Origin of the sequence: Arthrobacter sp. NPDC058192, from assembly GCF_042883665.1 — a bacterium.
In the GTDB taxonomy this organism is placed as follows: domain Bacteria; phylum Actinomycetota; class Actinomycetes; order Actinomycetales; family Micrococcaceae; genus Arthrobacter.
Genome location: NZ_JBHVVJ010000005.1, coordinates 226,822 through 248,312, shown reverse-complemented (window position 1 = coordinate 248,312; position 21,491 = coordinate 226,822). Strand labels below are relative to the sequence as shown.

General features: G+C 69.8%; 21 protein-coding genes. 14 read left to right on the top strand and 7 right to left on the bottom strand.

Going from position 1 to position 21,491, the window contains the following annotated elements:
• Window positions 1-25: 25 nt before the first annotated feature.
• The 3 genes from ACFVVK_RS07580 to ACFVVK_RS07570 are packed head-to-tail and all read left to right on the top strand — an operon-like array spanning window position 26 to window position 1,702.
• On the top strand, window positions 26-181 hold the full coding sequence (locus ACFVVK_RS07580) for a DUF4177 domain-containing protein (RefSeq protein ID WP_009359196.1): 156 nt from the start codon (window positions 26-28) through the stop codon (window positions 179-181).
• 2 nt (window positions 182-183) lie between these two features.
• Window positions 184-774, top strand: coding sequence for a RidA family protein (locus ACFVVK_RS07575; RefSeq protein ID WP_390265559.1), 591 nt, complete (start codon window positions 184-186; stop codon window positions 772-774).
• Window positions 775-790: 16 nt separating this feature from the next.
• Complete coding sequence (locus ACFVVK_RS07570; RefSeq protein WP_390265557.1) at window positions 791-1,702, top strand: NUDIX hydrolase; 912 nt, start codon at window positions 791-793, stop codon at window positions 1,700-1,702.
• A gap of 221 nt (window positions 1,703-1,923) precedes the next feature.
• Here the strand turns inward: ACFVVK_RS07570 and ACFVVK_RS07565 are convergent, their stop codons facing one another.
• Complete coding sequence (locus tag ACFVVK_RS07565) at window positions 1,924-2,601, bottom strand: Crp/Fnr family transcriptional regulator (protein ID WP_011693220.1); 678 nt, start codon at window positions 2,599-2,601, stop codon at window positions 1,924-1,926.
• Window positions 2,602-2,833: 232 nt separating this feature from the next.
• Here ACFVVK_RS07565 and ACFVVK_RS07560 point away from each other — a divergent pair, with 232 nt between their 5' ends.
• Window positions 2,834-4,018 (top strand): MarP family serine protease, encoded by a 1,185-nt coding sequence (locus ACFVVK_RS07560; RefSeq protein WP_390265555.1) that lies wholly within the window; start codon window positions 2,834-2,836, stop codon window positions 4,016-4,018.
• 18 nt (window positions 4,019-4,036) lie between these two features.
• Here the strand turns inward: ACFVVK_RS07560 and ACFVVK_RS07555 are convergent, their stop codons facing one another.
• The 3 genes from ACFVVK_RS07555 to acs form a co-directional block, all read right to left on the bottom strand.
• Window positions 4,037-5,104: a DUF2332 domain-containing protein gene (locus tag ACFVVK_RS07555; RefSeq protein WP_390265553.1), complete on the bottom strand. Its 1,068-nt coding sequence runs from the start codon at window positions 5,102-5,104 to the stop codon at window positions 4,037-4,039.
• Window positions 5,105-5,106: 2 nt separating this feature from the next.
• Window positions 5,107-5,583: a type II 3-dehydroquinate dehydratase gene (gene aroQ / locus ACFVVK_RS07550; protein ID WP_390265551.1), complete on the bottom strand. Its 477-nt coding sequence runs from the start codon at window positions 5,581-5,583 to the stop codon at window positions 5,107-5,109.
• A gap of 178 nt (window positions 5,584-5,761) precedes the next feature.
• A complete protein-coding gene (acs, locus tag ACFVVK_RS07545) occupies window positions 5,762-7,780 on the bottom strand; it encodes an acetate--CoA ligase (RefSeq protein ID WP_390265549.1) in 2,019 nt (672 codons plus the stop codon).
• Window positions 7,781-8,257: 477 nt separating this feature from the next.
• On the opposite strand from acs, the gene ACFVVK_RS07540 reads away from it, so the two are divergent.
• Genes ACFVVK_RS07540 through ACFVVK_RS07530 form a run of 3 tightly spaced genes read left to right on the top strand, consistent with a single transcriptional unit; the run spans window position 8,258 to window position 11,206 of the window.
• Window positions 8,258-9,694, top strand: a complete 1,437-nt coding sequence (locus ACFVVK_RS07540; RefSeq protein WP_390265547.1) for a hypothetical protein — start codon at window positions 8,258-8,260, stop codon at window positions 9,692-9,694.
• Window positions 9,695-9,701: 7 nt separating this feature from the next.
• Window positions 9,702-10,529 carry an endonuclease III gene (gene nth / locus ACFVVK_RS07535; RefSeq protein ID WP_390265545.1) on the top strand — a complete coding sequence of 276 codons (828 nt, stop codon included), beginning with the start codon at window positions 9,702-9,704 and terminating at the stop codon, window positions 10,527-10,529.
• On the top strand, window positions 10,526-11,206 hold the full coding sequence (locus tag ACFVVK_RS07530; RefSeq protein ID WP_390265543.1) for an NUDIX hydrolase: 681 nt from the start codon (window positions 10,526-10,528) through the stop codon (window positions 11,204-11,206). The genes nth and ACFVVK_RS07530 overlap by 4 nt, the downstream gene beginning before the upstream one ends.
• 49 nt (window positions 11,207-11,255) lie before the next feature.
• Here the strand turns inward: ACFVVK_RS07530 and ACFVVK_RS07525 are convergent, their stop codons facing one another.
• Together ACFVVK_RS07525 and ACFVVK_RS07520 are read right to left on the bottom strand one after the other, a co-directional pair.
• Window positions 11,256-11,513 carry a YegP family protein gene (locus tag ACFVVK_RS07525; protein ID WP_390265541.1) on the bottom strand — a complete coding sequence of 86 codons (258 nt, stop codon included), beginning with the start codon at window positions 11,511-11,513 and terminating at the stop codon, window positions 11,256-11,258.
• 142 nt (window positions 11,514-11,655) lie between these two features.
• A complete protein-coding gene (locus ACFVVK_RS07520; protein ID WP_390265539.1) occupies window positions 11,656-13,407 on the bottom strand; it encodes a bifunctional 3'-5' exonuclease/DNA polymerase in 1,752 nt (583 codons plus the stop codon).
• 136 nt (window positions 13,408-13,543) lie between these two features.
• Between ACFVVK_RS07520 and ssd the strand changes: the two genes are divergently transcribed.
• The 7 genes from ssd to ACFVVK_RS07485 all read left to right on the top strand — a co-directional run bounded on the left by ssd (window position 13,544) and on the right by ACFVVK_RS07485 (window position 18,954).
• The gene (ssd, locus tag ACFVVK_RS07515) at window positions 13,544-14,653 is read left to right on the top strand and encodes a septum site-determining protein Ssd (RefSeq protein WP_390265537.1); all 1,110 of its coding nucleotides are present in this window, start codon (window positions 13,544-13,546) and stop codon (window positions 14,651-14,653) included.
• A complete protein-coding gene (locus ACFVVK_RS07510; RefSeq protein WP_390265535.1) occupies window positions 14,650-15,990 on the top strand; it encodes a TadA family conjugal transfer-associated ATPase in 1,341 nt (446 codons plus the stop codon). Before ssd ends, ACFVVK_RS07510 begins: the two co-directional genes overlap by 4 nt.
• Complete coding sequence (locus tag ACFVVK_RS07505) at window positions 15,987-16,919, top strand: type II secretion system F family protein (protein WP_390265533.1); 933 nt, start codon at window positions 15,987-15,989, stop codon at window positions 16,917-16,919. The genes ACFVVK_RS07510 and ACFVVK_RS07505 overlap by 4 nt, the downstream gene beginning before the upstream one ends.
• Window positions 16,920-16,932: 13 nt before the next feature.
• Window positions 16,933-17,541, top strand: coding sequence for a type II secretion system F family protein (locus ACFVVK_RS07500; RefSeq protein ID WP_390265531.1), 609 nt, complete (start codon window positions 16,933-16,935; stop codon window positions 17,539-17,541).
• A gap of 200 nt (window positions 17,542-17,741) precedes the next feature.
• Entirely contained in the window at window positions 17,742-18,026 is a 285-nt protein-coding gene (locus tag ACFVVK_RS07495) for a DUF4244 domain-containing protein (RefSeq protein WP_390265529.1), read from the top strand.
• Entirely contained in the window at window positions 18,023-18,484 is a 462-nt protein-coding gene (locus tag ACFVVK_RS07490; RefSeq protein ID WP_390265527.1) for a TadE family type IV pilus minor pilin, read from the top strand. Before ACFVVK_RS07495 ends, ACFVVK_RS07490 begins: the two co-directional genes overlap by 4 nt.
• A complete protein-coding gene (locus ACFVVK_RS07485) occupies window positions 18,481-18,954 on the top strand; it encodes an Rv3654c family TadE-like protein (RefSeq protein ID WP_390265525.1) in 474 nt (157 codons plus the stop codon). The genes ACFVVK_RS07490 and ACFVVK_RS07485 overlap by 4 nt, the downstream gene beginning before the upstream one ends.
• Window positions 18,955-19,060: 106 nt before the next feature.
• Here the strand turns inward: ACFVVK_RS07485 and ACFVVK_RS07480 are convergent, their stop codons facing one another.
• Window positions 19,061-21,484, bottom strand: a complete 2,424-nt coding sequence (locus ACFVVK_RS07480) for a DEAD/DEAH box helicase (protein ID WP_390265523.1) — start codon at window positions 21,482-21,484, stop codon at window positions 19,061-19,063.
• Window positions 21,485-21,491: the final 7 nt, after the last annotated feature.

Sequence of the window (21,491 nt, the reverse complement as noted above, 5' to 3'; positions counted from 1 at the left end):
ACCGGCAACGATTAGGCTTTAGGTCATGACCAAATGGGAGTACGCCACGATTCCGCTCATTATCCATGCCACGAAGCAGATCCTGGACCAGTGGGGCGAGGACGGCTGGGAGCTTGTCCAGGTTGTTCCGGGCCCCGACGGAAACGGCCTGGTTGCCTACCTGAAGCGGGAGAAGCAGTAGCCATGAGCACGCCCTCAGAAGCAGTACCGTCCGCGCCGGCGAGCCCGGACGTCTCCGTGGACCCAGCCGGCACGACGGCCGGTGCGGCGAACATCACCGGCGCGTCGTCCGCCGTCGAACAGCGCCTCGCGGAGCTGGGCCTGACCCTCCCCGAGGTCGCCGCCCCCGTGGCGGCCTACGTGCCGGCAGTAATCTCCGGGAACCACGTCTACACGTCGGGGCAGCTGCCCTTCATCAACGGCAAGCTCGAGGCCACCGGCAAGGTGTCCACGGGGTCGGAAGGCGCCTCGGAGGAGTCCACGGTGTCCCCGGAAGCCGCGAAGGCCTACGCTGCCGTGTGCGCCGTCAACGCCCTGGCGGCCGTCAAGAGCGTGATCGGGGACCTCGACCGCATCACGCGGATCGTCAAGGTGGTCGGGTTCGTTTCCTCCGATCCCTCCTTCACCGGCCAGCCCGGCGTCATCAACGGCGCCTCGGAGCTGCTGGGCCAGGTCCTCGGCGACGCCGGCCAGCACGCACGCTCCGCCGTCGGAGTATCTGTCCTGCCGCTCGACTCCCCCGTTGAAGTCGAACTGATCGCCGAATTCGCCTAGAAGGCCGGTCACTTCGTTGCCTCAGCTAGCACGCCGCCTGTTCGTACTGCCCCCCGACCTCGAAGGAGCGGCACGCAGCTGGCTTGAACACGGTGAACGCACGCCCCGCGCGCCGCGCCTCGCCTCCTCGGTGATTCTCCTGCGGGACTCACCCACGGGCCTCGAGACCTGGCTCGGGTACCGGACGGGGGCCTCCCCGCTGGGTGTCCTCGCTTTTCCCGGCGGATCGCTGGAAGCCTCCGATGACGACGCCGTCGGCTGGCTCGGCCCATCGCCGCAGTACTGGGCCGAACAAATGGGGACGGACGACGTCGGGCTGGCGCGCCGGCACGTCGTCGGCGCCATCCGCGAGCTGTTTGAGGAGACCGGCATCCTGCTGGCCGGCCCGGACCTGTCGACGACGGTGGAGTCGACCTCCAGCTCCGAGTGGATGCGCGCCCGCGAGGCCGTGGCGGACCAGGAAAAGTCCTTCACCGACGTGCTGGCCAAGCGCGGGCTTTCCGTACGCACCGACCTGCTCAAACCGCTGGTCAACTGGCTCAGCCCTGATTTTGCCCACCGCCGGTTCAACACCCGCTACTTTGCCGCCACCCTGCCCATGAACCAGCAGCCTTCACTGCTGGCCAGCAAGGGCGTGTGGGGCCGCTGGGTGTGCGTCCGCAACGTGGTGAGCGAGCGGGACACCACAGTGCTCGGCGACGAGGTGGGCCAGGAGAACACCGCGGGCCGAACCCTGGGCGAACTCCTGGTGCCCGGTTCGGAGATCATGCTCGAGAAGATGGCCAAGGCCAACGGCTGCATCGCCTACCTCAGCTACAAGCGCAAGGCCCACGTGTACCAGCCCAAGCTCGTGGAGGAAAACGGCCGGCTCATGCTCGAAGTCGAGGCCGCGAAGACGGTCGCCGGCGACCCCCAGCGGGAGCGCTAGGCCGTCTCTCCCCGGGACATGCCCTCCGTTGGCCCTGGCCGGTGGACATATTGGCTTTATGTCCATGGCAGGCCGCCAAGACGGGGCATGTCCGGTCCGTGTTGGAGCCGGGAGTGGACATGTCCGGTGCCGTGCCGGGCCGAGGGGCATGTCCGGCGGTGTGCCAACGGCAGAAGGCCGGTCCCGAGTCCGGGGCCGGCCTTCTGATACTGCAGGGGTTTCTAGCGGGAGCGCTGGCGCAGACGCTGCATGTCGAGGATGACGACGGCGCGGGCTTCCAGGCGCAGCCAGCCGCGCTGCACGAACTCAGCGAGGGCCTTGTTCACCGTTTCGCGGGAAGCACCCACCAGCTGGGCGAGCTCCTCCTGGGTCAGCTCGTGGGCGACGAGGACGCCGTCGGTCGCGGGGCGGCCGAAGCGGTCGGCCAGATCCAGCAGCGCCTTGGCCACACGGCCCGGCACGTCGGAGAAGACGAGGTCGGAGAGGGAATCGTTGGTGCGGCGCAGGCGGCGTGCAAGGGCCTGCAGCAGCTGCGCTGAAACCTCGGGGCGGGTGCGCAGGAGCGCGTTGAGGCTCTCGTTCTTCAGGCCTGCCAGGCGCGTCTCGGAAACGGCCGTCGCTGTGGCCGTCCGCGGGCTCGGGTCGAAGAGGGCCATTTCACCGAACAGTTCGCCCGGGCCGAGGATGGCCAGCAGCGATTCGCGTCCGTCCGGCGAGGTGCGGCCGAGCTTCACTTTGCCGGAGACGATGAAGTAGAGCTGGTCGCCCTGGTCGCCTTCCCGGAATACCGAGGCACCGCGTGAAAGGTCCACCTCGGTGAGCTCGTCCGTCAGCAGACGGAACGCCTCGTCGTCGAGCGTGGCGAAAAGGGGTGCGCGGCGCAATACCTCGATATCCATGAAATCTCCTGACTAACTGTGTCGGCTGGGGCGCTTCAGCCATTCTTTCAGAATTTTGGCGCTTCTGTGACGTAGTTGGCACTGAAACGCCCGAAGGGCTTGAAAGCGCACGACCCGGGAGGTCCCGGCAGGCCGTGCAGACTTGCGGCAGGCCGTGCAGAGTTGCGGCCGGTCGGCAAACGTTCAGCTTACACCGCTAGAATCGTGGCTGAACTTTCTGTTAGGAGCCCCGGTGTTTGGCCTGACCATTTTGGACCTGGTGTTGGTTGTGGCGCTCTTGGCCTACCTGATCCACGGACTTCGCAACGGCTTCCTGGTGACGCTCGGAGGCATCGCGGGATTCGCGGCAGGCGCCGTCGCCGCCTTCGTGTCCGTTCCCATCGTCAGCGGTCTCGTGGACGACAGCGGCTGGCGTCTGACGGCCATCATTGCCGTCGCCGTCGTGCTGATGATCGTGGGGAACGGGCTGGGCACCATGATCGGGCGGCGGATCCGCAGCGTGATGCCGTTCAGCCCCCTGCGGGCGGCCGACCGCCTCGTGGGCGGAGGCGTGAACGTGGTGGTGTCGGCCCTCGTGATGTCGATGCTGGCTTTCAGCATCGGTGCCCTGGGTGTGCCGTTTGTGTCTGAACAGATCGCGGAGTCCAAAGTCATCCGGTTCATCGACGGCGTGACCCCCACGCCCGTCAAGGCGTCGATGGCCCAGTTGCGGTCCGCCGTGATCGGCGACGGCATACCCACCCTGTTCGACGGCTTCGGCCAGGGCCAGCCCGTCGCCGTGCCGGACACCAGTACGGACACCCCGGCGCTGAACAAGGCGTCCGCGTCGGTTCTCAAGATCGCCGGAACCGCCTACCAGTGCGGGCAGAACCAGACCGGAACGGGTTTTGTGGTTGCCCCCGGGCGTGTCGTGACCAACGCCCACGTGGTCGCCGGAGTCGACCAGCCGGTGGTGGAGTCGCCCGGCGGGCGGGCCCTGCCCGGGAGCGTCGTGTACTTTGACCCCCGGCACGACCTCGCCGTCGTGGCGGTGGATGGCCTCCGCTCGGACCCCTTGCCGCTCGCCGCCAACCTCCGTTCCGGAAGCCCTGCCGCCTTCGCCGGTTATCCGCATGGCGGCCCGTTCCAGTCCAAACCGGCCACGGTGCAGGACATCACCACCGTGCTGGTGCCCGATATCTACGGCAACAACGCGGCACCCGAAGACGTGTACCGGTTGGCCGGCGACGTGCAGCCTGGCAACTCGGGAGGTCCGCTCCTGACCATGGACGGACAAGTGGCCGGCGTCGTCTTCGCCAAAGCCACCACCGAGTCCTCGCTCGGCTTCGCCATTACCATGGCCGATCTGGGGCCGGTCGCCGCCCAGGCCCCGGGTCTGGGGAGCGCGGTCTCGTCCGGACAGTGCGTCAAGAAATAGCCGGCACCTGCAGCCGGCCTAGAGCCACTCCAGGCTCTGGCCGTGCGGGCCCGCGATGGCCACCGGCTCACCGTCGTGCAGCAGCAGGAACCGGCCGCGCAGCCGTGCGTTGTCCATTTCCGGCACCACATTCGACCCGTCGGCCTGGGCGAGCACCGTGTGGCCTTCGTTCGAGAGCCAGTGGCAGCCCCGCTCCGACGCGAGATCGGCCATCGTGCGGCGGAACCGGGCGCGGCCGCCGGCATCGAGGTAGGGCATGACGGCGCTGTGGAAGACCACCAAGGCGGCGTCGGCCGGTGCCTGGTCTGCGAGCTCGACGAGCTGTTCGTTGAGGTCGCCGGCCACCAGCAACGGCGGCCGTTCCCGGGCAACCGCGATCGCCTCGCGCAGCCGCTCGCGGCGGAACTCCTGCTCGGGCCACACGAGGGCTTCCAGCCAGGCAACGTCGTCCGGGTTGCGCACGTCCAAGGGGTTGAGGTCGATCCCGGCCCGCCACGCCACCTGGGGAAGCGCCGCCGGCAGCGGCACCGGTCCGGACGTGACGCAGCGCAGTACCGGGAAGGTGCCGGGCCGGGCGCCGCGAGGATCCAGCCGCGTCGTCGGGGCCCCGTCTGCGTTCCCCTCGGCGGGCAGGGCGGCGACGAACTCGTACCCGTAGCAGTCCGGGTACAGGGCCAGCCCGGCGGAGGCGCCCACCTCGATGAGGGCCAGCGGCCTGCCCTCCGCGGCAGCGATCTGGGCGAGGGACGGCAGCAGTGTTGCGCAGCGCCCGGCCTCGTTGGTCTGGGTGGACCGGGAGAGCACGATTTCCGAGATTTTGGCCCAATGATCATCCAGGAAGCGCCGGAAGTCGCGGTACGGGCTGATCTGCGCGCCGAGGAACCGGGCCGCGGCGAGGATCAGCAGCGGCTGGCGTTTGTTGTGCGGCCACAGGTCGATCCGCCGGATCAGTTCGGCGTCATCGGCCATGCCCACGGCCCACTCGGCGTAGCACGGGGAGGAAGCCGGCGCATCGACTGTGCCAAAGTGCCGGTACCACTGCGCGGTGGCGGATTCCCCGGCCGCCGCGGGACCGGCGGGGCACATGCTCAGTCCTTCTCCGCGTGGAGCCCGGCGAGGTAGTCCACCGCGAAGCGGTAGCCCAGGATCCCGGCGCCGGCGATCACGGCCTTGCTGATGTCCGACAGGTAGGAATGATGCCGGAAGGGCTCGCGGGCGTGGACATTCGTGATGTGCACCTCGACCGTCGGCAAGGCGACGGCGGAAATGGCATCGCGGATGGCCACCGACGTGTGGGTGTAGGCGCCGGCGTTGAGCACGATCCCCACGGCCTTCCCGCGTGCGGCGTGGATGGCGTCCACGAGGGCGCCCTCATGGTTGGACTGGAAGCATTCAACGTCCAGCCCGTGCGCCGCGCCGGCTTCCTTGGCGAGTTGTTCGACGTCGGCCAGGGTGGCCGTCCCGTACTTCTCGGGCTCGCGGGTGCCGAGCAGGTTCAGATTGGGCCCGTTGAGAACCAGGAGGGTGCCGCGGCCGGCATCGCTGGCGGGGGTGGCTTCAGTCATGTCTGCAAATCTACCGCGCCGAGGCCCGCACGCGCCGTTCGTTACCGCCGTTTTTGCCCGCCGGACAGCGCTGGCCGGCAGGCCCGACGACGGCGGCGCCGCGCCACCGGTTAAGCGGCGCCGCCGTCGGGCGGGTGAAGGCGGCCAAACCGGCCGGACTGAGCGGCCCTTTCGCCGGCTATTTTTTCAGTGACTGCGCGATCTGCGCCATGACGGTGTTATCCGCCAGGGTGGTGGCGTCGCCGACCTCGCGGCCTTCCGCCACGTCTTTGAGAAGGCGCCGCATAATCTTGCCCGACCGGGTCTTGGGCAGCTCGGGGACCACCAGGATGGTCTTGGGCTTGGCGATGGGCCCGATCTCCTTGCCGACGTGGTTGCGGAGCTCCTGGACGATCGCGTCCCCCGAGTCCACGGCGTCGCCGCGCAGGATCACGAAGGCCACGACGGCCTGCCCGGTGGTCTCGTCCGCGGCGCCCACGACGGCGGCTTCGGCGACTGCCGGGTGGGAAACGAGGGCGGATTCGATTTCCGTGGTGGAGAGGCGGTGGCCGGAGACGTTCATGACGTCGTCGACGCGGCCCAGCAGCCAGACGTCGCCGTCCTCATCCTTCTTGGCGCCGTCGCCGGCGAAGTACATGGTCTCGAAGCGGGACCAGTACGTTTCCTTGAACCGTTCCGGGTCGCCCCAGATCCCGCGGAGCATGGCCGGCCACGGTTCGCGGATCACCAGGAAGCCGCCGTGTCCGTTGGGCACGGACTCGCCGAGCTCGTCCACGACGTCCACGGCGATGCCGGGCAGCGGCACCTGGGCGGAGCCGGGTTTGGTGGCGGTGACGCCGGGCAGCGGTGCGATCATCTGCGCCCCGGTCTCGGTCTGCCACCACGTGTCCACGATCGGTGCGGGGATCTTCTTGCGCCCGCTGTCAGCGCCGATGACTTCGCGGTACCACATCCAGGCTTCCGGGTTAATGGGCTCGCCTACTGAGCCCAGGACCCGGATCGAGGAGAGGTCGGACTTGGCCGGGATGTCCTTGCCCCACTTCATGAACGTGCGGATGGCGGTCGGGGCGGTGTAAAGGATGGAGACCTTGTACTTCTCCACGATCTCCCACCAGCGCCCCTGGTGCGGGGAGTCGGGGGTGCCTTCGTACATGACCTGGGTGGCGCCGTTGATGAGCGGGGCGTAGGCGACGTACGAGTGCCCCGTAACCCAGCCGATGTCGGCCGTGCACCAGTAGACGTCCGTTTCCGGGTGCAGGTCGAAGACGGCCTTGTGCGTGTAGGCCGTCTGGGTGAGGTAGCCGCCGGTGGTGTGCAGGATCCCCTTGGGCTTTCCCGTGGTGCCGGAGGTGTAAAGGATGAACAGCGGGTGTTCGGAATCGTGCCCGACGGCGGTGTGCTCGGCCGACGCGGCACCGACGGTGTCCGCCCACCAGTGGTCCCGGCCCTCGTGCCAGTCCACGTCCTGGCCGTTGCGCTTGACCACGACGACGTTCTGGACCGTGTGCCCGTCGCCGTCTCCCCGCGCGGACAGTGCCTCGTCGACGGCGGATTTCAGGGCGCTTGGCTTGCCCCTGCGGTAAGTGCCGTCTGCGGTGACCACCAGCTTGGCCTCAGCGTCATCGATCCGGGACCGGAGGGCGTCCGCGGAGAAGCCGCCGAAGACCACGGAGTGGATGGCACCGATCCGGGCGCAGGCCAGCAGGGTGATGACGGCCTCGGGAATCATGGGCAAGTAGACCGCGACGCGGTCGCCCTTGGCCACGCCGAGGGATTCGAAGGCGTTGGCGGCCTTCTTCACTTCCTCGGTCAGCTCGGCGTAAGTGTACGTGCGGGTGTCGCCGGGCTCGCCCTCGAAGTAGATAGCCACCCGGTCCCCGTTGCCTGCCTCGACGTGGCGGTCCAGGGCGTTGTACGCGGCGTTGACCTCGCCGCCGACAAACCATTTGGCAAACGGCGGGTTGGACCAGTCCAACGCCTCGGTGAAGTCCTTGCTCCAGCTCAGCAGTTCGCGGGCCTGCTTTGCCCAGAAGGCGGGACGGTCGACGTCGGCCTCTTCATAATCAGCGCCAGTGACCACGGCATTGGCCGCGAACTCCTCCGACGGCGCGAAGCGGCGGTTCTCCTGGGACAGGTTTTCGAAGGCGTCGCCGTGGGATGACTGCGTGGCGGTGGAGCCGGGTGTCTGCTGGGACATGGTGAACCTCATCATTCATCGATCCGTGCTGCGCGGACGTTCGTGTCGTCTCCGCGCCGGACCGCAATCGCGGCATCGGGCGGCGGCAGATCACGGCGGCACCGCAAGAGCTGTTCCTCAATAAACACTAATGCCTAGCTCCGACTAAACGTGCGCCCCGTCACAAAGAACGCCGTGAGTGGGTGTTTCCTAAGCGCCGGGTGGTTTCTTCGCCCGCCGGGACCGCCCGCCGCACCACCTTCCGCTCTACCGCCGCTTCACCCCCGGCGCGACTCCTGCCGGGCTCCCGGGACCATGAAATACCTGAAAATTCTGCTCTGCCCGGCCCCGGCTTGTCAGCTAGTGATCGGCCATTCACTTGGCTAGGCTGAGATGAAGTTGTGACATCCGATGGAGGCGAGCAGACCCATGGCGGTCTTGCCTCGCCGGCCGTTAGGCGGCGCTGTCCAGAGTGCCGCCGTGCTAAGGAGATACGGAATGAACGAGAAAGACAACGGGCAGCTCCGGGCGCCCGCCCAGAGCCAGGGCGCAACGGCACAGCCCGGGCCCGCCGGCTTCGGGGATGCACCCCGCTTCACCGTGGACAAGAAAACCGCGAAGAACGAAGCTGTCCTGGGTCCCTTCACCAGCCGGGATCTCACCGTCTTTGGCTCCACGCTGCTTTTGTTCGTCGCCTCTCTGATTCCGATGTTCGGCTTCGGCTACAACCTGTGGAACCTTGGCAGCCTGTTCTTCCTGGGCCTGGGCATCGTGCTGCCGCTCACTGTCACCGCCTTGTTCGTGGCCAGGCGCCTCAGCCCGGGGACGAGGATCCGGATCGGGTCCCTGTCGATCGACCAGTTCGCCTCCGTCGTGGCGTCCTTCACCCTTGCCTTCTTCTTCCTCGCCGTGGCCGGGGCCTTCGTGCCGATCATGCTCATTGCCCTTTTGGGTGCCTTGGGCCTTTTCGCGGCCACAGTGCTGGGCCGCTGGATCCCGTTCTTCGCAGGTGACTTCCTGGGCCGCGAGGAAACCCCCGCCCACGTCGTGGCGCGTGAAGCCGCTGCCCCGGTGCAAAAACCCCGTGCCGCCAAGCCGGCGAAGGAACCCAAGGCCGCCAAGCCGGCCGCCGCGGCCGGCAAATCCCCGGCACCCACCTCGGGGGCGGTCGCCGGCCAGACCACCGGCCAGGCCATAAATCAGGCGGCCAGCGGGCAGACCGCGGCACCAGCCCCGGCTTCACCGGCCGCTCCGTCGCCCGGATCATCGGCGGGTGCGACGGCGGTCGCGCCTGCCGCCGTCGTGGCTGGGCCGGAAACCCAGGTCTCCGGCGTGGTCCCGGGTGCCGGCACGGCCAGCCCTGCCGCGTCCGGCCCTGCTGCGTCGACGGCGGCTGCTTCCCCGGAGCCGGCCGCGTCCGCCGCCAGCCCTTCCTCCGCCCAACAGACCCAGCCCGCCGGCGTCGCTGCTAGCGCCGCCGCTACGGCCGCCGCCCCGGCCGCCCAGCAGACCCCAGCCGCCCAGCAGGCCCCGGCCGCGGAACAGACGCAGGCCGCCCAGCAGACCCCGGCCGCGGAACAGACGCAGGCGGACCGCGTTCCGGCGGCGGAACAGACCCAGGCCGGCAGTGCCCCCACCACGGTCAACCCCCAGGTCCGGCAGGAGCAGGTTCGTCCGGAGGAGCCCATCGGCGCCACCGTCGATCCCGCCAGCCGGGCCGCGGGGAACGACGTCCACCCCGTGCACGAGGCCTTCTGGTTCGCCGTCGCGCAGCCCCGCACCGCGGTCGACGAGCGCACCGGCGCACCGGCGTTCATCATCGAACCGGGCGGCTGGGTCCTTGCCCTCGAGGACCGCGGCAGTGAGTTCCTGGTCCAGCACACGGACGGCCGGCTCGGCGTTCTGCGGGACCTGCGCAACATCGAACGCGGTTAGTCCACCCGTGACCTCCGACGCCGGCAGCACCAGGCGCGGTGCACCGCGGGCCTCAGGGGAGTCTCTCCTGGGGCTCAAGCGCCGCGCCCGCCGGATCAACCGGGCCCTTGCGGAGCAGTACCCCTATGCCCACGCGGAACTGGATTTCCGCAGCCCGTTCGAGCTCGTGGTGGCCACCGTGCTGTCCGCGCAGACCACCGACGTGCTGGTCAACCAGATCACGCCCCTGCTGTTCTCGCGCTATCCCGACGCGCGCCGGATGGCGGAGGCCGAGCCGGCCGATCTGGAAGCCATCATCAAGCCCACGGGCTTCTTTCGCGCCAAGTCCAGAAACCTCCTCGCGCTGTGCAACCGGCTCGTCGACGAGTACGACGGCGAGGTGCCGGGCCGGCTGGAGGATCTGGTGACGCTGCCCGGCGTCGGGCGGAAAACCGCGAACGTGGTGCTGGGCAATGCCTTCGGCATCCCCGGCATCACCGTTGACACCCACTTCGGCCGGCTGGCCCGGCGGCTGGGCTGGACGGTGTCGGATGATCCGGTCCGGATCGAGGCCGACGTCGCCGAGCTGTTCGAGCCGAAGGACTGGACCATGCTCTCGCACCGCGTCGTCTTCCACGGCCGCCGCGTCTGCCATGCCCGGAAGCCGGCCTGCGGTGCCTGTGCCGTGGCGAACTGGTGCCCCAGTTACGGCGCCGGCGAGACGGACCCGGAGAAGGCCGCGAAACTGCTGAAGTACGAACTCGCCCCGGGGCAGGAGGCGCTGCTGGCCCGGTTGCTGGCCGAGACGCACCGCGCCGCCGAAATCCGGATGGAATCGCAGAGGAAGCCGCAGTGACCGCACGCCAGGACCTCGTCGACCTCGTTGCCGCGGTGCGGGCGGGCACCGCGCCGGCTCCGGACCCGCGCTGGCGGGAACTCGCCGTCGAGCCCGGCGAGCGGGTCCGCAAGGCCGCCGTGCTGATGCTCTTTGGCGCACTGGACAACGTGCCTGCGGCGTCCGAGAAGCTGCTGGCTCCCGCCGACCTGGACGTTCTGCTGCTGCAGCGGGCGCAGACCCTAGACGACCATCCCGGCCAGGTGGCCTTTCCGGGCGGCGGCATCGACCCGGGGGAGTCGGCCGTCGCCGCGGCCCTTCGCGAGGCCGAGGAGGAGACCGGGCTGAACCCGGCGGGCGTGGACGTTCTCGGGACCATGCCTGAGCTCGCCCTGCCCCGGGGCAACTTCCTGGTCACCCCGGTCCTGGCCTGGTGGGCCGCGCAGTCGCCGGTCCGGGTGGTGGATTACGGCGAGTCAGCGCAGGTTTTCCGGGTGCCGGTCCGGGACCTGCTGGACCCGGACAACCGGGTGATGGCTACGGTCAGCCGGGCCGGCCACACGTTCCAGAGCCCCGCGTTCACCGTCAACGGTGTGGTGGTGTGGGGGTTCACCGGGATGATCTTGAACCAGCTGTTCGAACAGCTCGGCTGGGCGGTTTCCTGGGACCGCGCCCGGCTGTACGGCATTGATGTGTGAGGCCTGATGCCGGCGGCCGGCAGGCGCGACCCGCCTTCCGGCCGATCCGCTAGCTGGTCCCGGCGCCGCTGGCCGCCAGGACGGCCGGCGAGGCTGCCGCCTGCCTGCGTGCCATGCGCCCGGAGGCGGCGGAACTATCCACTACCAGGCCGGTCGCGGCGTTCTCGCGCACGGCGGTGATGCCCGCTGCTGCGCTTTTGATGGTGCTGAACAGCGGAGAAACGGCGACTACCGTTCCGTCCGGCGCCGTCAGCCTGAAGAAGTAAGCCTTGTCTCCAGCCTGGGCGATCTCAAACGTGCCTGCCAAACGGGTGCCTCCCCAATTCCTTGCGTCGTTGCAATGCCCGGCGGAAACAGTGGGAATTTGCCGGACTTTTTCGAGCCTAGCCGGGTGATGGGGCCCACACAACGCTACCGGCGGGTACGTTACAGCCGGTGACCGCGGCCGCTCACTTGGCGGCGTCGTACGAGTCCACGACCGCCACGCTCACCGGGAATTCCACCGGAATGCGGCCAAACAGGAGCTCCTTGGCGGCATTTGCGGACTCCTCGATCGCGCGGATGCAGTCCGCGACGGCACGTTCAGGGCAGTGGACCATCACTTCGTCGTGCAGGAAGAACACCAGTTCGCCGGCGTCAGTGCCATGCGCCCGCTTGGCGCGCAACCGCCGTCGCAGTTCCGCCAGCCAGCAGGCCGCCCAGTCGGCTGCCGAGCCCTGCACCACAAAGTTCCGCGTGAAGCGGCCCCGCGAACGGGCGATCGAGTCGGCCCGGCGCTGTTCATCCGCGGTGGTGGAATGCTGGCTGCGGAACCACCTGTCCGACGGCGGCGGGCTGCTGCGGCCAAGGCGTGAGGTGACGGTCCGCCCGGCCTCGCCGTCGCGGGCGGCCTGCTCGACGAAGCCGACGGCGCGCGGATAAGTGCGGGCGAGCTGGGGCATCAGCCGGCCGGACTCACCCGTGGTGGCCCCGTAGATTGCGCCAAGGAGGGCCACCTTGGCTTTCGCCCGGTCGCCGCCGAAGCCCTGCGCAGCGATACCGGCGTAGAGGTCCTTGTCCCGGGCGGCCTCGGCCATCCGGGAGTCCTGCGCGAGGGCCACGAGCACCCGTGGTTCCAATTGCGAGGCGTCGGCGACGACAAGTTTGTGGCCGGGATCGGCGTGGACCGCGCCGCGGACCTGGCGGGGGATCTGCAGCGCCCCGCCGCCACGCGAAGCCCACCGCCCTGACACCACGCCGCCCACCACGTACTCGGGGCGGAACCTGCCGTTCTTGACCCACGTATCAAGCCATGCCCAGCCGTTGGCCGAGTACAGGCGGGCCAGTTTCTTGTAGGCCAGCAACGGCACGATCGCGGGGTGGTTTGATTCCTTCAGCTCCCACTGGCGGGTGGATTTCACCTCGATGCCGTTCCGGTGCAGGGCACGCATCAGTTCCTGCGGGGAGTCCGGGTTCAGCGACGGCGACTGCAGCACCAGCCTCAGCTCCGCGGTGAGCGCTTCGAGTTTGGCAGGCCGCTGGCCCGGAGCCGGCCGGGGGCCCAGCTGCTCGGCGAGAATCTGTTCGTGCAGCTCCTTACGCCACGGGACGCCGGCGTGCTGCATTTCGGCGGCGATCATGGCTGCAGCCGATTCGGCCGCAAGCAGCAGTTGGAGCCGTTGGCGCCGGCGGTCGTCGGCGGCCGGGGCCGCCGCCGCCGTGCCGGGAACCGGGCCCGGGGCCGCGCCCGCCTGGCGAAGCGCCTCCTGCTGGGCGGCATATTCGGCGCGAAGCTCCTCCAGCGACTGGCCGGAACGCGGGCCGGGCTCGGGGGCATCGAAGAGCGCGCCCTGCTCGGGCGGCGGGGCCGGGGGCTGCAGGGCACGCGGCGGATGGTTCAGGTCGTCGTCCTGGGTCAGCTTCTCGGCCGCCTGGGCATACCCGGTGTGGGCGGTGAATTCCGAGTGCGCCAGGATCGAGCCGCACAGGCTGAGGTCGTAGCAGCGCTCGAGCTCCACCCCGGCGCGCAGCAGCGGGGGATACCAGTCCTGCGTCCGGTGCCAGATCCAGCGCGGGCGGCGCTGCTCAAGGCCGCGGACGACGCCGGCGAGGTCGCCGCTGCTGACCACCCGGGGTTCCGGATGGGACGGCGCCGGAGCGCCGTCCGCCGTGAGTTCCTGGAGCGCCGCGCCGTCGGCGTGGGCGGCGAGCAGCAGGTACATAGGGTCAATTCTGCCTTGCCCGGCGGCGTGCTCCGTGCCCCGCATTGCTGCGGCGGGCTAGCGACCCCGTCCGTGTTGTCCACATAGCCGATGGCGGCGGTTCCGTTGGCTCGTGCGGGACAGGCACAGTGGCAGCATGAACAGGCACCAGCAAACCGGGCCAGGTGGTTCGTCCCCGCGGGACCCGGGGCCATGGATCCCCGGGGACTCCGCGGAAACCCTGCTCGTCACCGGGTCCGAGGTGCTGCGGAGCGAGGTCGAACGCATCGTCGCAGCGGCCGGAGGCCACCTGCGGACCGTGCGGGACGTTACTGACGCGGCACCGTTCTGGGACGCCGCGTCCGCCGTCCTGGTTGGCAGCGACATCCGCGAGTTGCCGCTGCGCAGGAGGGCGCCGGCCGTGTTGGTGGGCCTGCAGGGCGACGGGGACGGACCGTGGCACCTGGCCGCGTCCATCGGGGCAGAGCGAGTCGCGGTGCTGCCGGACGCCGCCGCGTGGCTGGCGGAATACCTGAGCCGATCGCGCGCGCCGGAACCGGGCGGGCTCGTTCTGGGGGTCACCGGCGGGTGCGGGGGTGCCGGAGCCACAACGGCCGCCGTCTGGATCGCCCAGGCGGCTGCCGGCCTCGGCGCCCGGGTGCTGCTGATCGACGGCGACCCTGGGGGTGGCGGCCTGGAACTGGCGTTGGCTGCCGAGGATGTCCCCGGGCTCCGCTGGCCGGACCTGGCCGGCGCGAGCGGAAGCATCGACCCCGCACAACTTGACGATGCCCTGCCGACGGCCGGCGGATTCTCCTTCTTGTCCTGGCCGGGCACCAGGGAACCGGCCGGGGGCGTGGACGTGACCACCGTGGCGGGGATCCTCGATGCCGCCCGCCGAGGCCGCGAGTTGACTGTGGTGGACATCGGCCGACAACGGGAGGCGCTGCGGTCCTTCGCCTGGGAATGCGACCGGATCGTGGTCGTTGTGCCGGCCAGGTTGCGCGCGGCCGTCGCCGCAGCCCAGCTTCTGCAGGAGCTTCCACCAGTGGAAACCGTCTTGGTGGTCCGGGCCAGTCCCGGTGCCGCCTTGGATGGGCCGCTGATCGCGGAGTCCGTGGGGCTTCCACTGCACACAGTCTTGCCGGAAATCAAGGGCCTGGCCGCGGCAACGGAACTCGGCCGTCTTCTGGACGTCGGCAGGCAGCGCGCTGCCCGGCGTTTCGCCGAGGTGTTCCTTGGTCCGGACGGAGGCCAGGTTTGGTGAGCGCCCACGCGGCCGGCGGAGCGGCGGAACCGCAGCGGTCCGCCCGGGGCGCTCCGGGCCGCCGCCGGGTGCAGGGATTGGTCGACGAGACGCTGCTGGAATCCGTACGCGAATCTGTCCTGGCCGATTCCGCTCCCGTCACCCCGGCGCGCGTGGCCGCGGCCGTCCAGGCAAGCGGTCGGCTGCTTGGCACCGGCGGTGCCCTGGCCGCGGTTGAGAGTATCAGCGCCGAACTGAACGGTCTGGGCCCCCTGCAACCGCTCACCAGGGATCCGGCAGTGACTGACATCTTCGTCAACGGGCCGGACACCGTGTGGCTGGACCGCGGCAACGGCCTGGAACGGGCGCCGGTAATCTTCGCCGGGGAGCCGCAAGTCCGCGCCCTCGCGGCGAGGCTGGTTGCGGCCGGCGGGCGGCGCCTGGACGACGGCTCGCCGTGCGTGGACGTCAGGCTCGACGGCGGCTACCGGGTGCACGCGGTCCTCCCGCCGATTTCCACGGCCGGGACCCTCTTGAGCGTGCGGATCCGCCGTGCCACGGTGTTCTCCATGTCCGAGCTGCGGCGCGACGGAATGTTTGGCCGCGGGACATCCGCCGGCCTGGTCCAGCCCGTGCTCGAACGCATGGTGGCACGCCGGTTGAGCTTCCTCATCAGCGGTGCCACGGGATCGGGGAAGACCACGCTACTGGCGACCTTGCTGGGCCTATGCCACCCCGGAGAAAGGCTCGTCCTGATTGAGGACGCGGCTGAACTGAATCCGGTCCACCCGCACGTCGTATCACTGGAATCCCGGCACGGGAACCTGGAAGGAGGCGGCGCCGTGGACCTGGGTGAACTGGTTCGGCAGGCCCTCAGAATGCGGCCGGACCGGCTCGTGGTGGGCGAATGCCGCGGCCCCGAGGTCCGGGAGTTGCTCCAAGCCATGAACACCGGGCACACGGGAGGCGGCGGGACCATCCACGCGAATGCGGCGTCGGCTGTGCCGGCCCGGCTTGCGGCGCTCGGCGCGCTCGCCGGCCTGAGCCAGGACGCCGTCCGCCTGCAGGTGGCCAGTGCGGTTGAGGCTGTGGTTCATGTCGAGCGGACAGCCACGGGCCGCCGCGTCGCGAGCATCGGGATCATGGAGGCGGGGGAATCGGGACTGGGTGTCACCGTCGCGCTGGAAGTACTCAACGACCGGGTCGGATTCGGGCCGGCGTGGCCGCAGCTGGCTGCCCGGCTCGGGCTCGATCCCGGCACGGCGGACGGAACCACCACCGGATCGGGCGCGGCCGGGGCCGGGCCGCGCCCGACGGGTCCCGGAAGCGGGCCTCCGGAGTCCTGGGCACCGCGGTGACCGCCGTCCTGATCATGGCTCTGGCCCTGGCCATCTGGCTGGCCGATCCCTCCAAGGCCGCGACGGACCGTCGCACCCGGAGGGCGCTGCCCGGCGCGGGCAGGCCGGGTCCGGCACCCCACGGGCACCCGAGGATCAGCTCTCGCAGTGCCGGCCGGGGCGCCGTCCCGGGAAATCGTGACCTGAAGGTCACCGCGGGCCTGGGCCGTTGGCGCGATGTGCGATCCGACGGGCCGGGGACGGTCCCCATGACTGCCGTGGTCCAGCAGTTGGCCGCGCTCTTGAAGGGAGGACGCACACCTGCCCGTCTCTGGGACGAACTGTGGGTGCTCTACGGCGGGGAGACCGCACAGGACGCGGTCCCAGGGAATGCCCGCAGCGCGGGCCGTGACGGGACTGGCGCGTCGGCCGGGCCGGTTCTGGGCGCGGAATCCCTGCGGATTCTGGCGGCCGCGCGTGCGGCCGCGCAGCGCGGGTCTTCGGTGGGCGCGGCGATCCGCCACGCCATGACCGGGCAGACAGCCGGGCGTGGGCCCGGGGCCGCCGTCATGCTGGCGCCCGCAAGCATCCGGTCCGGCCGCGACAGCCGCGTGTGGGGCGAGCTTGCCGCATGCTTCGACACCGCGGAGGCCAGCGGTTGCCCGCTCGCCGACGTCCTGGCGCGCTTCGCCGCGCACCTTGAGGCGGAGGACGACGCCGAGGCCGCCCGTCAGACAGCCCTGGCGGGGCCCCGCGCAACCGTCCGTTTGTTGACCTGGCTGCCGCTGTCGAGTGTGGGCCTCGGCCTCGTGCTGGGCGTGAACCCGGTCGCGACGCTCCTGGAAAAGCCGTGGGGTGTCTTGGCAATGGCCGCAGGGGTGGTTCTGACGGCCGCCGGCCGGGTGTGGTCCGCCAGACTCGTCCGGGCCGCGGCGGGGATCCAACCGTGATTCCCCGGCCACCGTGAGACCGGAACTGGCCGGAGCCGTGGTGGCGACGAGCCTCGCCGGTGCAGCACTCCTGGTCCTCGCACGCCGCAGTCACGTCCGGCGGAGGCTCCGCCAGCAATTCCTGACCGCCGCAGAGCAGACCGGGCGGCGGCCGGCCCCAGCCGGCGGCCCGCACGGACACCCAGGGTTCGCTGGTCTGCGCGACACGGCCATGATGCTGGAGCTGATCGGGGCCATGCTCGACGCCGGAGCCGGGCTGGGCCGGTCCTTGGAACTCATCACGGACCTGACGCCGCCGGAACTTGGACGGCAGCTTCGGCCGGTTGCCTCAGCACTCGCGATTGGCGCGGGTTGGGACACGGCGTGGCGAAGTTCCGGTGCCCAGGCGTCCCAACTCCTCGCCCTGCGCGACGCCCTCACCTTCGCCGCCCTCACCGGCGCCCCGTCCGCGGCGCTCCTGCATGCCCAAGCGGCCCGGCTCCGCCGTGAACGGAACAGGGCCGCCGAGCAGCGCGCGGCGGCCCTGGGAGTGAAGCTCGTGGTGCCGCTCGGCCTGTGCTCCCTGCCGGCGTTCATCTGCCTCGGCGTCGTGCCCGTGCTCCTGGGGCTGCTCCCGGGCTGATGCCCGCGGAGCCGGGCTGTCTGCTGGCCGTCGACGGACAGTCCCGGGGGGCCGTGACTTCTCCTCCACAGCCCGCCCATGGAGCCGGTCGCGAGCAGGGTTTTCCACTTGGCGCACGTCGGGACTTACCGCCCAGGTCCCGGGCCGGGAGAGTCGGTGTAGCCGGCGGTCCTGCCGGCGTTCCGCGAAAGGAAAAGCAGATGTCCATGAATCAGGAAACCCCCGGGGTGAATCGCCAAGTCTCCGGGGAAGGCAATGTTGCAGAAGTGTGCGAGATCTACCCCGGCGCCAGCTCGGTTGATCCCGTGCAGCGGCGTGGCCGCACGAGGCCGCCCTCGGCACAGGCGGGAATGGCCACCGCGGAATACGCCATCGCAACTCTCGCCGCCGTGGGGTTCGCGGGCATACTCGTGTTCATCATGCGCAGCGATGAAGTCCGCGGCTTCCTCCTGAATCTGATTCGAACGGCGCTCGCATTGCCATGAACGGGCTCAAACACGTCAGGGTTGCCAGGGTGAAGGGCCCGGGGCTGGGCGCGTCCACCGCCCCCGACTGCCGGGGTGCGGTCACCGCGGAATTTGCTGTGGCTCTGCCCTCCGTCGTCCTTCTGCTCGCGCTGGTGCTCGCAGGGTCGGCCGCCGGCGTCACCCAGATCCGCATCGAGGAAGCCGCCAGGGGCGGTGCACGCGCATTGGCTAGGGGAGCCCCGACTGCCGAGGTAGACGCGATTGTTCACCGCCTCGGCGGCGAAGCGGCGGGGTCTACCGTCGCCCTCGACGGCGAATGGCGCGGCGTCACTGTGTCCAGCCGCGTCCCCGGCCCTGTCGGGTCGCTCATTCCGTGGACACTGAACGCCAGTGCCTGGGCCCGTGCGGAAGCGTCCGGGCCGGCTCAGCCGTCCGCACCGGATGATGTCTCCCGCTCCCAGAGGCAGCTCGCATGACCCCGCCGACCGGTGGGTGGGAAACTCTGCCGTGGCACGGGCATGGACCCCGTTCCCGGGGGCGGTGCCGGTCTCAGGAGCGGGGAGCCGGAACGGTCCTGGCTTTGGGAGTGGCACTGGTCGTCATTATGGGCGCGGCGTTGTTGGCGCTGCTGGCCCAGTCAGCCGTCGCGGCATCCCGGGCTGCGACGGCAGCAGACCTCGCGGCACTTGCTGCCGCGGATGCCGCCCGGGGAATCACGCCCGGCGACCCCTGCGCCGTGGCCCGTGACGTTGCGTTGAAGAACCACGCGGCGGTTCTCGGCTGTTCCCAGGCTCCTGACGCGTCAGTCCAGGTCCGTACCGAGCTCAACGCCGGGCCGCTCCTTGGGGTAGCCAGAGGGCTGGCCAGAGCCGGGCCGCCCCCGGACCCGGACGCTGTCCCGCCTCCGGACCCGGACGCTGTCCCGTCCCCTGGACTGGAACGCTGACCTGCCCCCGGTCCCGGACGCTGTCCCGCCGCCTGGCTGGCCGGCCGCAACACCCTCGGCGGTCCGGGCGAGCCACGGCCCTACCACCTGCAGCGCTAAGGTGCCTTCAGGTGCGGAGCGGCTCGGCCGGGTTTCCTCCCGGTGTCCCGGCCTCGGCCGCTGTGGCGGGGTTGTCGGTGGCCATGAAGTCGGTGGCGTCCTGGAGCAGTACGTCGATCAGGGTGACAGCCGCGTCCTTTTCGAGCGGGTTGTTTTTGTTGCCGCACTTGGGTGACTGGACACAGGACGGGCAGCCGGATTCGCACTCGCAGGCCTTGATGGCGTTCCGCGTGGCGGTCAGCCACACCCGGGCCTTGTCGTACCCGCGTTCGGCGAAGCCGGCCCCGCCGGGATGGCCGTCGTAGACGAAGATAGTGGGCACTCCGGTGTCGGCGTGAATGGCCGTGGACACCCCACCGATATCCCATCGGTCGCTGGAAGCCACCAGCGGCAGGAGACCGATGGCCGCGTGTTCGGCAGCGTGCAGGGCGCCGGGGAACTGCGCCTCGATCAGTCCCGCGCCCGTCAGTGCGGGGTTGTCCACGACAAACCAGACTGCCTTGGTGAAAAGGTCCCGGGCGCCCAGCTCCAAGGGTTCCTCGCCGAGGATCTCGTTCGAAATCAGTGCCTTGCGCTGGAAGGAGACCACTTGGGTTGTTACTTTCACATCACCGAAATGCACGGCCACGCCGCCCCACTCGGTGGTGCGCTCCGTTTCAAGGACCTCGATCTGGGTCACGTCGCGGGCGGTGGTGTAGTAGTCGGGATTCGCCCGGCGGACCATCACACAGTGGTCACCCTCATTGAGATCCTCCACGACGTAGCTGTCACCCTGATGGACGTACACGGCGCCGGTGTGAGCCTGGTAATGGGTCTGGGGTGAATCCATCGTGCCGAGCAGGGAGCCCGTGTCGGCATCGACGATGCTCACCGGGCCCCCGCCGTCCGCCCGCAGGTTCACCATGCCGGCGGCGCTCTGCGGGTGGGTCCAAAACCAGCCGGCCGGCCGCTTGCGAAGGTAGCCCTGCGCGACCAAGCGGTCCAGCAGCTTTTCGGAGGTTGCTCCGAAAAGCCCCAGTTCGGAGAACCCCAGGGGGAGTTCCGCGGCGGCGGCGCAGAGATGCGGGCCCAGGACATACGGATTGGAGGGATCGAAGACGGTGGCTTCCACCGAGACGTCGAAGATCGCCTCGGGGTGGTTCACCAGATACGTGTCCAGCGGGTCGTCGCTGGCCACGAAGGCCGCGATCGCGTCCTGGCCGGCCCGGCCAGCACGGCCGATTTGCTGGAACATCGAGGCGCGGGTGCCGGGCCAGCCGGCGACCAGCACGGCGTCGAGACCGGAAATGTCGATGCCCAGCTCCAGCGCGGATGTGCTCGAAACACCCAGCAGCTCACCCGAGCGCAGCGACTTTTCCAGCGCCCGCCGCTCTTCGGGCAAATAGCCCGAGCGGTAGGCGGCTACGCGCTGGGGCAGGCTGGGGTCCACCTCGTCGAGGAGCCGCTTGGCGATCGAGGAAATGGTCTCGGCCCCGCGTCGGGATTTGATGAAGGCAATGGTCCGGGTCCGGGAGGACACCAGATTGGCCAGCAGATCCGCGGTCTCCGCAACGGCGGTGCGGCGCTCCTTGGCACCGTTTTCGCCGCGGACTTCGGTCAAGGCCGGCTCCCAGAAAGCCACGGTGGTGGATCCGTGGGGCGAGCTGTCCTCGGTGACAGCACGGACTGGCGCGCCGATGAGCCTGCCGAAGGACGTCCCGGGCTCGGAGGACGTGGCGGACGCCGCGATGAACACGGGGCCATGATGCGAACCGCTGGGGCTGTAGTAGGCGCAGATGCGTCGCAGCCGGCGCATCAGGTTGGCCACGTGGGATCCGAACACGCCGCGGTAGCTGTGGGCCTCGTCGACGATCACATAGCGAAGGCGCCTGAAAAAGCGGGCCCACCAGGCGTGGTTGGGGAGGATTCCGAAGTGCAGCATGTCGGGATTGGCGAGGATGAAGTTCGCATGGTCCCGGATCCAGCGCCGGGAAGCCGGATCGGTGTCGCCGTCGTAGGTTTCGGCGCGGACGGTGGGCAGCTTCAAGGCCCGGATCGCTGCCAGCTGGTCGGCGGCCAAGGCCTTGGTGGGGGACAGGTAGAGGGTCACGGCGCCGTCGTCGTGGATCTTGCCGGGATCGGCCAGGACCCTGAGTTCGGAACGGTGGATCGCGTCCAGGGAGGGCAGCTGATACGCCAGGGACTTGCCGGACGCCGTGCCGGTAGCAACGACCACGTGCTTTCCGGTGTGGGCCAGTTCGGCGGCCTGGACCTGGTGACGGTAGGGCTCGTGGATGCCCAGGGAACCGTACGCGTTCACAAGATCGGGGTGGACCCACTCCGGCCACGGCGAATTCACGGCCCGGCGGGCGGGGATTGTTCGCACATGGCGCAGCTGTTCCGGGTCCGGGCCTCGGCCCAGCATCGGAATCAGGGACTCATGCGGGTTCACCCCTACA

Excerpts from the sequence above, each read along its gene's own strand:
- ACFVVK_RS07565 (WP_011693220.1), bottom strand. The coding sequence starts at position 2,601 with ATGGATATCGAGGTATTGCGCCGCGCACCCCTTTTCGCCACGCTCGAC.
- ACFVVK_RS07580 (WP_009359196.1), top strand. The coding sequence starts at position 26 with ATGACCAAATGGGAGTACGCCACGATTCCGCTCATTATCCATGCCACG.
- ACFVVK_RS07555 (WP_390265553.1), bottom strand. The coding sequence starts at position 5,104 with ATGTGCCCCGCCGGTCCCGCGGCGGCCGGGGAATCCGCCACCGCGCAG.
- ACFVVK_RS07495 (WP_390265529.1), top strand. The coding sequence starts at position 17,742 with ATGTCCATGAATCAGGAAACCCCCGGGGTGAATCGCCAAGTCTCCGGG.
- acs (WP_390265549.1), bottom strand. The coding sequence starts at position 7,780 with ATGTCCCAGCAGACACCCGGCTCCACCGCCACGCAGTCATCCCACGGC.
- ACFVVK_RS07520 (WP_390265539.1), bottom strand. The coding sequence starts at position 13,407 with ATGTACCTGCTGCTCGCCGCCCACGCCGACGGCGCGGCGCTCCAGGAA.
- ssd (WP_390265537.1), top strand. The coding sequence starts at position 13,544 with ATGAACAGGCACCAGCAAACCGGGCCAGGTGGTTCGTCCCCGCGGGAC.
- ACFVVK_RS07490 (WP_390265527.1), top strand. The coding sequence starts at position 18,023 with ATGAACGGGCTCAAACACGTCAGGGTTGCCAGGGTGAAGGGCCCGGGG.
- ACFVVK_RS07485 (WP_390265525.1), top strand. The coding sequence starts at position 18,481 with ATGACCCCGCCGACCGGTGGGTGGGAAACTCTGCCGTGGCACGGGCAT.
- aroQ (WP_390265551.1), bottom strand. The coding sequence starts at position 5,583 with ATGACTGAAGCCACCCCCGCCAGCGATGCCGGCCGCGGCACCCTCCTG.
- ACFVVK_RS07575 (WP_390265559.1), top strand. The coding sequence starts at position 184 with ATGAGCACGCCCTCAGAAGCAGTACCGTCCGCGCCGGCGAGCCCGGAC.
- ACFVVK_RS07540 (WP_390265547.1), top strand. The coding sequence starts at position 8,258 with ATGAACGAGAAAGACAACGGGCAGCTCCGGGCGCCCGCCCAGAGCCAG.